This is a genomic window from Actinomycetospora lutea (genome assembly GCF_028737205.1).
GTDB lineage: Bacteria > Actinomycetota > Actinomycetes > Mycobacteriales > Pseudonocardiaceae > Actinomycetospora > Actinomycetospora lutea.
Genome location: NZ_JAQZAL010000095.1, coordinates 1 through 1227, shown reverse-complemented (window position 1 = coordinate 1227; position 1227 = coordinate 1). Strand labels below are relative to the sequence as shown.

At 67.2% G+C, this 1227-nt stretch carries 1 protein-coding gene; it reads right to left on the bottom strand.

Going from position 1 to position 1227, the window contains the following annotated elements; translation table 11 throughout:
• Positions 1 to 1158 (bottom strand): exopolysaccharide biosynthesis polyprenyl glycosylphosphotransferase (locus PHK61_RS31800; protein WP_274285040.1); only part of this gene is annotated, 1158 nt, incomplete at its 3' end.
• Positions 1159 to 1227 lie beyond the last annotated feature (69 nt).

The window sequence follows — 1227 nt, the reverse complement described above, 5'->3', positions numbered from 1 at the left end:
CAACCCCGTCAACCCCGACGGCACCCGGTGACGGTGACCATACCGCGGGTGCTCCGAGGAGAACTTCTCCACGAAATGCGGCCGCTCCGGACGCGGCCCCACCAACGTCATGTCACCACGCAAGATGTTCCACAGCTGAGGCAACTCATCGAGCGAGGTCCGCCGCAACACCCGCCCGACCCACCCCACCCGATCATCACCATCGATCGACCACCGGGTCGCGGACTCCCACTCACTGCCCGGCCGCATCGACCGGAACTTCAAACACTCGAAATGCCGGCCGTCACGCCCCACCCGCGCCTGCCGGAAGATCACACCAGGCCCGCCCTCCAGACGCACCGCCAACGCCACGATCCCCATCACCGGCGCCAGCACCACCAGCACCACCACACCGATCACCACATCGAACACCCGCTTGAGCGCCCAACTGATCCCGTCCAACGGCGGCGTCCGGATCCGCATGATCGGCACCGAACCGATGTGGTCCCCCGCACTGGTCTGCACCGCGAACGCCGGCAGACGCGGCACCACCAACAAGTCACACCCCGAACACACCGGGCTACGCACCCGGTCGAGCAACTCCGCCTCGTCGAACTCCCCACCCGCGACCAACACCACATCGATCCCGTTCTCGGCCACGATGCGCTCGAGATCAGCCAAGGCCCCCACATGCGGAGCGAACCCCGACGCCGCCGGACAACACCCATCATCGAGGAACCCGGCCACCGCCAACCCATACCGCGGATGACGCTGCAACAGCTCGATCACATCAGCCGCCAACGAATCCCCACCCACCACCAACGTGCGATGCGCGACCACCCCCCGCACACGCGCCGCAAGAATGAACCGCGACGTGGCCATCCTGCCCAGCACCACCAGCCCGAGCCCCGGCAGCACGATCAACAGGAACGTCTCCACACCCTCACCGTCATGGCGCAACGCGAACACCGAAGCCACCAACGCCGCCGCCACCAACAACCGCCCGACCACCATCGGCAACTCATCGAGCACCGACAGATGCAACCGCGCCCGATACCGCCCACCACCACAGAACAGCGCCAACGCGATCACCATCATCGCCAGCACCGCCTTCGCGTACTGCGGCAACCACAACACCGGCACCAACAACAGCACCGCATCCACCGGCAGCACCAACATCCACGCCTGCCAGCTCCCCGCCGACCGGAACCCCACCAACGACCGCGCCGCCCCCGGAGTCGCCGCCGG